Origin of the sequence: Algoriphagus sp., from assembly GCF_039969895.1 — a bacterium.
Taxonomy (GTDB): Bacteria; Bacteroidota; Bacteroidia; order Cytophagales; family Cyclobacteriaceae; genus Algoriphagus.
Map to the genome: position 1 here is coordinate 1 of NZ_JBDVMZ010000022.1, position 8,394 is coordinate 8,394.

General features: G+C 37.8%; 7 protein-coding genes and 1 pseudogene. 4 read left to right on the forward strand and 4 right to left on the reverse strand.

The features are described from left to right. The first annotated feature begins 66 nt into the window (after positions 1-66). The 4 genes and pseudogenes from ABJH64_RS17130 to ABJH64_RS17145 form a co-directional block, all read left to right on the forward strand. Complete coding sequence (locus ABJH64_RS17130; protein ID WP_348275760.1) at positions 67-846, forward strand: hypothetical protein; 780 nt, start codon at positions 67-69, stop codon at positions 844-846. An 11-nt stretch (positions 847-857) separates the two neighbouring features. Beyond that, positions 858-1,166, forward strand: coding sequence for a hypothetical protein (locus ABJH64_RS17135; RefSeq protein ID WP_348275759.1), 309 nt, complete (start codon positions 858-860; stop codon positions 1,164-1,166). Positions 1,167-1,193: 27 nt separating this feature from the next. Then, positions 1,194-1,451 carry a DNA-binding protein gene (locus tag ABJH64_RS17140; protein WP_348275758.1) on the forward strand — a complete coding sequence of 86 codons (258 nt, stop codon included), beginning with the start codon at positions 1,194-1,196 and terminating at the stop codon, positions 1,449-1,451. Positions 1,452-2,454: 1,003 nt separating this feature from the next. Further along, positions 2,455-2,703: pseudogene (locus ABJH64_RS17145) on the forward strand (transposase); the annotation flags it as partial. A 207-nt stretch (positions 2,704-2,910) separates the two neighbouring features. Here the strand turns inward: ABJH64_RS17145 and ABJH64_RS17150 are convergent. From ABJH64_RS17150 to ABJH64_RS17165, 4 genes are all read right to left on the reverse strand, one after another. Continuing rightward, positions 2,911-4,623, reverse strand: a complete 1,713-nt coding sequence (locus ABJH64_RS17150) for a T9SS type A sorting domain-containing protein (RefSeq protein WP_348275757.1) — start codon at positions 4,621-4,623, stop codon at positions 2,911-2,913. Between the two features lie 3 nt (positions 4,624-4,626). Next, the gene (locus ABJH64_RS17155) at positions 4,627-5,346 is read right to left on the reverse strand and encodes a hypothetical protein (RefSeq protein ID WP_348275756.1); all 720 of its coding nucleotides are present in this window, start codon (positions 5,344-5,346) and stop codon (positions 4,627-4,629) included. Between the two features lie 450 nt (positions 5,347-5,796). Continuing rightward, complete coding sequence (gene rhuM / locus ABJH64_RS17160) at positions 5,797-6,768, reverse strand: RhuM family protein (protein ID WP_348275755.1); 972 nt, start codon at positions 6,766-6,768, stop codon at positions 5,797-5,799. A gap of 69 nt (positions 6,769-6,837) precedes the next feature. Beyond that, complete coding sequence (locus tag ABJH64_RS17165) at positions 6,838-8,052, reverse strand: site-specific integrase (protein WP_348275754.1); 1,215 nt, start codon at positions 8,050-8,052, stop codon at positions 6,838-6,840. Between the last annotated feature and the right edge of the window lie 342 nt (positions 8,053-8,394).

The following is an 8,394-nucleotide window of genomic DNA, read 5'->3' on the forward strand; positions in this document are numbered from 1 at the left end:
GACTAGATATCAAGCAAATTCAACACATTTCACATACCTAAACTTTAACCACAAAACACAAAAACCATGAACGAGCAAAATTTTGATTACCTCAAAAACCAGGTCAAGTACAGCGGGTTCGGAGATTCGCTGGAAGCGCCCTTGAAAGAACAAATCCAAAAAGGAGAACCTGATTTTTCTCTCAAGCACCAGGCTGATTTCGGAGGAGATACGGTAAATGCCAATCTCCATTTCAGAAAATCAGCCATGACCGACATGTATTTCTTCAACAAATACGATCTGAGCCTTACTAAATCAGGTCAGGATGAACCTGCCATCAACCAGACCTTTTACATAGGAAAGGACAACAACATCACCCTGAAAGAAGGCTACAATCTTTTGGACGGACGTGCTGTCAACAAGGATCTGGTTAACAAGGAGCATGAAAAATACAATGCCTGGGTACAGTTGGACTTTAAGGAAACCGACAATCAGGGAAACTTCAAGCTCAAGCAGTTCCATGAAAATTACGGTTTTGACCTACAAAAGGCTTTGGAAAAACATCCGATCAAGGAGCTGAATAATCCTGAGGATCTATCCAGGCTGCAGGATTCACTAAAAAAAGGGAACCGCCAATCGGTCACATTCCAACTGGAAGGCGGGGAGCAAAAACGCTTTATAGAAGCAAGCCCACAGTTCAAGAACCTCAACGTATATGACTCCAACCAGATGAGGACTTCAGAATCACTGAAAGAAACCGCCTCAGCATCCCAGTCTAAATCCGAGAAAAAGGATGTAGCTGAGGAATCGGAAGATTTACCCTCGAAGAAGACAAGAAAAAGAAAAAGTGCAGGAATAGCCGGTTGATTCACCCCTTAATGGAGCAGATAAAAAAAGCACTGGAGAACTTTATGTCCGGGATTGATAAAGATCCTAGGATCAGTCTTTCCCATATCGGGCTGTTCTCCGTGCTGCTCCATGTAAGGGAAGAATTTGATGGCGAAGAACCCTTTCCTATCAAGCGGGACGAGCTGATGAAATCAGCCAAAATATCCAGTACGGCCACTTACTTTAAGATCATCCGACAACTCCACGAATACGGATACATCCACTATCTGCCTACCTTCAACCGGATGAGCCAAAGCAAGGTAAGCTTATCCTACAAAGAGGAAACTGTCCAAAACTAAATCTAGAGAACCTGAAAATAGAAAACCATGGAAGCAATCACCAAAGAAGATCTGGAAGCACTACGCTTTCAGCTGTTTGCCGACCTTAAAGAACTGTTGGAAAAGCAGGATGAACCCAAGACGGACAGCAAAGAATGGCTAAGAAGCAGAGATGTCAAAAAAATGCTGAGCATCTCCGATGCAGCATTGCAGAATTTACGCATCCGCGGAGTCGTGCATCCTGTCAAAATCTCGGGGCTTTACTACTACAAAACCGAAGAGCTCAAATCGCTTTTTAAACAATAACAACAACCGCTATGGCTACTTTAAAAATGGAATACTACCTAGAAAGAATCGTCAAAGAAAAAGGACTGCAACCAAGCCGGACTGCTGTGTTCCTAGCAATGCTCCAACTCTGGAAAGAACAGAAACGCTGTAATCCTTTTCGGATTTCCCGGCGAAAAATCATGAAGCTTTCAGGGGTAAAAAGTATAGTCACCTATCATACCTGCATTAGTGAGTTAAAAGACCGGGGAATTGTGGAATACCGGCCGTCTTATCACCCGAGGTTGGGGAGTAAAGTTAAATTGAAATGAATTCAAAAATTACCGTTCCTTTTGATCTCCCCCTAATTTTTGTTCACGAATTTAAAGAGGCTGCTTTGGGCAATTTTTGCATGGTGATAACAAAGATCGGCAAAGTTGATTGAGCTTCTAATTATTTCATTGTATCAATTAATTAGCAGAACATCAATGTAGTGCTATATTTTATTGTTGCTAGTCAAAAATCTCAGAACTAAACTTGAATTTCTTACTATTTTTTGTAGATTTAATTCGGAATTAAGTTCTTTCAAATAACAGCAAAATTACAGGTATAAAAAGAGAACACTTAACGTAAAATACTGTAATTCAGTATATTAAATATCTAGCGTAAATCGTGTAGTTCTTAATAATTTAAAATTATAAGACACTGAAAACCAGACACATTACAAGCAAGTTCATTCCCCTCTTCCTCTGCTGAGCACCTTGTTGAACAAGTCAACAAGCTTCTTGAAAAAAGATTTGTGAAGTCACTTCAAGAAAGAATAAAAGTACAAAACACTGAAAATCAGTAGATTAAAAATCAGTTTTTTACTTTATTCAACTCAACAGATTCAAAAAAAGCCTGTAAAGAAATTCTTTACAGGCTTTTTTTATGGTCAAAAACCCATAAAATCTTCACAATTGCGGATCTGGAAGAGAAATGGGGGAAGAAATACCCGGTCGTACTCCGGTCTTGGAACAGTAACTGAGAACGACTTAGCGCCTATTTTGCTTATACCAAGAGCATCCGCAAGATGATCTATACCACTAATGCAGTCGAAGGGTATCACAGGCAGGTTAGAAAGGTCACCAAGACCAAAGGCGCATTTACCAGTGATATGGCAATGTTGAAACTCGTCTATCTGGCCACAAGAAGGATTGAGAAAAAATGGTCATCCCCATTACACAATTGGGGCTTGACTGTCCAGCAATTAGCCATTAAGTTTGAAGGGAGGCTAAAGTTGGATATTAATTAATAAATTAGTTCCCTTCCCTTGGGGTACCCCAAGGGAAGGGAAGGACAGAGTTTAGCTAACACTCCCAGAAAGTCTGGTATTTAGATCATTTCTTCAATGAAAAGCCTTCTGACTGTTTTTAAATTTTAAGAAAATCAGAGTATTATAAGTAGAAAAACTAAAGCCTAACTTTTAATCGCTAGACTTTAGTTTTCATGAATTAATTATCTATTTCTCTATTTTTATTTTCTTCCTAATTATTCCATCTTCACTTATTATGTGGAGATAATAAAAACCTCCTTTAAATCCATTCACTGATATTTTATTTTTTGCGTTTTTCATTTTGCGATTAAAAATTTCATTTCCTGATTCATCATAAATTTTAACCTCGAATGGCTGCAGTTCCCTTGAGGTTGTATCAATCTTCTCTGCCTCAATCGTAAGTTCATTTATTACTGGGTTTGGATAAGCAGAATAGTTAAATGATTGTATCCTGTTTACTCGGATTTGTGAAGGTTGTTGGGAACTCCCGCAGCTATTTCTTGCTCTAACAAAAATGTCTCCATAGGTTTGATTAGGGTTAATACTTACAGTGATAGTATTATCATTAACACCGCCTCCAGATACGACTGTCAACGAGCTTGATACAGTCCATGTGTATCCTGTAGTTGAACCTGCAAAGGAAGGAGCTGAAAAAGTTCCTCCGCCATACACATTGAAACTTTGAAACGAAGTACTTGGCAATCCAGGAATTCCTACCCAAATCGTTCTTGTTTTTTCAAAATCACATCCATTTGGATTAGTAACATATGCCTTAACCCAGCCTGGTGCATAACTAGAAGGATTGGTTGGTACAACCTGAAGTGATGGACTGCTTCCCGAATTAATCCTTTGCAAATTACTGCTATAAGTCCAAGAAATAGATGAGCCTGGTGGAAGACTACCCGCAGAAAATGTGGTTCCGCAAGCACCATTATCTTGCCCGATTATTGATTGAATATCATTGGTGATCTGAATTTGTCTTGTGCTTGTCTGAGAGCTACATGAAGTTCCTGAAAGTTGAGCTGTAACTGAAATAGGGCCATCATTGTTTGATGGAGTGATAGTTACACTCGCACCTGTACCACTCACAACCCAGCCTGAAGGAACATTCCATGTATAGGAATTTGCACAGGTTAAGCCGGATATTGATGCAGTAAAAGGAATTTTACAACGGAAATCGGAAGTGGAAGTGGATATCTCAGGCATTTTTCGTTCTACAAGATAATAAGGGCTGTACTGACTGTAGTGTGGTTCGCCTTTTCCTTCTGTATTAGTATATGCTCTAACTCTAATTTGTCCTTCAGAGCATCCGTTAGGGTTTAGTTGAATAATGTTCGCATCTGGATTGTCAATTAGAAAAGTTCCTGTCTTTCCATCGGGACCAGTCCAGCCTGAAGGGATGGTCCATTCATAGCCGGAAGCATATTTAATTGGTATAGAAGAACTGTTTGAGAAAGGAATGATTACTTTTGCTATAGAAAATGTCTTCGAGTTAGTATTACAATAATCTATTTGGTTGTTGATTGTAGAGTTAATAGAACCAACGTCGAAATTCTTCAGAGAAAGAATTGTAATTCCATTAATTTGACCATTCCCACTAGAACACAAAATATCTAGTGTTGCGGTTGATTTGCTTATATTATCCCATTTAACGTTCACATCTTTATTTGGTGTATTAAAACTTGAATTATTAGAGTTGTCAGGAAAGACTCCATAATTTGCACTCCATGTAAAATTGCTACATTCAGGAAAAGTAGATCTAGAATATTCTATGGTTTCTCCACCCCAAACAGAAATTGAAACTGGGGAAATCGTTATATTTTGTGGTAATGCATTAAAGCTTATAGTGACTAAAACTATAATAAAACAAAAGTGAAGGTAAAAGTGATTTTTTTTCATTGTTTAAAGATCATAAGTGATTAAAAATTGGCTAAATGGAACTAGTCTCAGGTAATTTTCAGCATACTTAAAACTTCCTTTGTAGTTGTTGTTTTCCGCCATATCCATGAGTTCATTCTTCGGCGGAAGAATGTTATTTGGATCTAATTCTATCCAATAAGTCGTCTGATCGAAGGCTTTATGTTTATAAGACAATGCAGATTCAAGCCTCAGGCTGAGTTTTGTAGTTATACTTTGGCGGATCCCAATAGAAAAATTAATATAATAACTTCTATTTCGATTGATTTCACTATAGAAACCATAGTTATCTGAATTCTCAGATCCAGTAAATTGTTTGTCAGTTCTATATGGCGCATAAGCTAAGTCAATGGCAGTGTAAAATTTAGTTTTGCTTTTTGGGTCAGATATTAATTTTTCAACCCCTATCATAAATGAGAAATCTTTACGTTGTTCGTCGTTAATGATGCGTGCGACAGGTAAACCTAATTGATAAGTATAAGCATCAATCCCGAACCTCGCTCTCATGGAATATCCATTCTCTCCCAATTTCCTAGAGGCAAATATTGAATAGTCAGGCAATTGATTTTTATCAAATAGAGATAATAGGTCTGCTCCTACTTCCCATTTTTGGGGTTTCTCAGACTGTGAAAAACAGGGTTGGAGGTAGATCAAAGAAACTGCAAGAATCACGAAAGACTTTAAACTGTGTTTTTTTTGTTGCATATAATTAAGGGTTTAGTGTTTTGAACTGCTAAATTATACGTGCACCTATTAACTTATAGGGTCAAATGTTAAAAATTTGGGGTTCATTTGATAACTAAATTTAAAAATATGCTCGTATATCACATATTGTAGCTTTGAGATATTTCGTTCTATAGGAACTAGACGCAGATACAAAAACCGAAATTGACTAATTTATTAAATTTCCGCCAGGGAGGCTAAAAAAATGAAGTTTTTTGAGAGGGTGTGATAAAGTAAGAATATTTCTTTGTTGTTTAAAAACTAGTATATTAAAGCAAGGTCTTATCATTTTGAAGATTACAGTTTTTTTGAAACTTCTAATCCTTATTTTTTATGATGGACAGGGTAATGCATAGAAGGAATGTGATTTCTTATCAAAAAAAGAAGGGGTTGATTGAATCCACCCCACAATAACACTATGATTTTGAAAAATTAGTAATTCCTATTCAATACACTGATCACCAATTTCTTCACGGTATCCATCTCCTCAGGTTTACTTGAAGCAATGAACAAGGTTAAGCTGGCTAGTGCATCATTGCTAATGATTGAATGGCCCTCACCATTATGCAATAGATCATTTGACTGCAAAAAGAGAAGGAAGCAAGCAGCGGCTATCCGTTTATTACCATCGACGAATCCGTGATTTTTGACAATCAGATACAGAAGTGTAGCTGCTTTTTCTTCCAGAGTAGGGTAGAAATCCTCTTCACCAAAACCTTTGCTGATTTGCGCAATTGCACTTTCAAAACTTCCGTCTTTTTCTTTCCCAAACACGCCTGACTCAAAATCTGATTTCATTGCCTGAATTATTTCTTTGTAATCAGCCAACTCTGGATAATGTGCCTGTCTTTTAGTTAACCCTTTTTTATCAAGGTTCTCATGATCATAATCATCGAGCAACTCAAGACCTTTGGCAAAATGATTGAGCCAATCCAAGTTTTGATCTATTGCTTTTTGTTCAATTGCCCGACTTAAGATTCGAATTCCGTCTTTAAGGGTCTGGACTTCTTGTTGTTTCTGAGAAAGTCTTGCCTCATTGATCGCATAGCCTTGAACAAGGAAATCTTTAAGTCGTTGGGTTGCCCATTGGCGGAATCTAGTGCCATGTTGTGATTTGACCCGATAGCCAACAGAAATAATGACATCCAGATTGTATTGTTTTATCTTACGCTCGATTTTTCTTTTACCTTCATTTTGAACTGTCAAGGATTCCTTGACAGTTGCCTCTGGTTCCAATTCACCTTCCTTATAGCAGTTATTGATGTGTAAACTGATGTTTTGTTTAGTTTGATTGAATAGAGTTGCCATCTGAACTTGAGATAGCCATACGGTTTCCTGCTCAAATCTCACCTCAATTTGGGTTTGACCATTGGGGCCTTGGTATATTTCGATTTTATTTTCCATTGTTACTGTTCAATTTAAGTTTCATTTGTGGGTTTCAGTCTCTTCATTAAAAAAGAAATCAGTCTAGATTCATTGAAGCTTCTCTCTAAGAGCCTTCATGTCAAAACTTATCTTCGTATCCAAGATTTTGGCATAATGCTGCGTTTGTTTAAGGGATTTATGTCCAAGCATCTTTGACACGGTTTCGATAGGAACTCCATTGGCCAAGGTAATGGTTGTCGCAAATGTGTGTCGTGCAATATGAAAGGTGAGCGGTTTATTGATCTCACATACATCCGCGATTTCTTTCAGATAAGAATTCATCTTTTGGTTGCTCAATACTGGCAGTACATGAGTCCCGTCCTGGCATTTAGGATGGTTCTGATACTTTTCAATCAACTGTAATGCTTTTGGCAATAAGGGCAATCGGGTTGGGGAGTCCGTTTTTTGCCTATGGGTATATATCCATTGTTCTCCGTCAATCCCTGTGGATATCTGATTTCTGTTAAGGTTTTTGACATCAATGTAAGTCAGGCCCGTGTAGCAACTGAATAGAAAAATATCCCTTACATGGTTTAACCGTTCTGTTGCAAAATGTTTTTCGGTTATTTTTTGGATCTCTAGCCAGGAAAGAAATGCTCGATTAACTTCCTTTTTGACCATCTTAAACTGGACAAACGGATTTCTGATCAACCATCCGTTTTTTATGCAGATCAGTACAATCTTTTTGAAATTTGATAGGTATTTTACTGTGGTATTGTGACTGCAGTTCTGTACCGACTTTAGCCAAAAAGAATACCCTGAAATAAATTCATAATCCAGAAGTTGGATATCCATGTCGTGTAATCCATATTTCCACTGGATGAAAGAGCGGGTATGATCCAATGAGGTTCTGTATCGCTGCAGGGTACCTGGAGCAAATTCTTTTCCCAGCAACGCTTCGACCTGTTCATTATGCTCCCTGAAAATCTCAAGGATCATCTTTTTCTTTTCACCGACTCCAAGAAGGACATTCTTTAAAGCTTCTGAAGTGACTTCTCTGTCCGATTCAATCAGTTGTTTTTTGGCCTGTAGCGTTTTATAGGAAAGTGTATCCAGGAATGCGTTTAATGTCCTGCTGTCCTCTTTGTTACCTTCGGCTCTTCCGGCTGAAGCATTCCACCTTGAAGGGTTCCAAAGTCTCTTGGTAGAAATTTCTTTAGAAATCCCATCGACGGTGATTCTGAGGTATACATACTTCTCTTTTTTTGTGGATTTTTTGGACTGTTTCAAAAAGAAGAGCAATCCGAAGCTTTTTTCTAACATGATTTGATTAGTTAGGTTGAATAAAATTCGGAATACAAGCTCTAAATCACAAGATGTTCACTTATTGAACATGTTGATAATCAAAATAATATAACATTACCAGTGCGTCTTTTTTTTTCAGGTAGAGGACTACACGAATGACGCACTGGAATTACAGGCAATTGTGGATCAGTCCTAAAAGTTGGGGGAATTGACACAATCGATTTTCTTTGCTGAAAAAAGAATTGAAAGAAAAGGACTACCTCAGCTTGCTTTTGCCTCAGGGCCTGCTTGAATTTTTCAAGGTTACTTCAGCAGGACTCAAAGACAATGCTTATCACATTTATCTAGAAGAGCTCAATA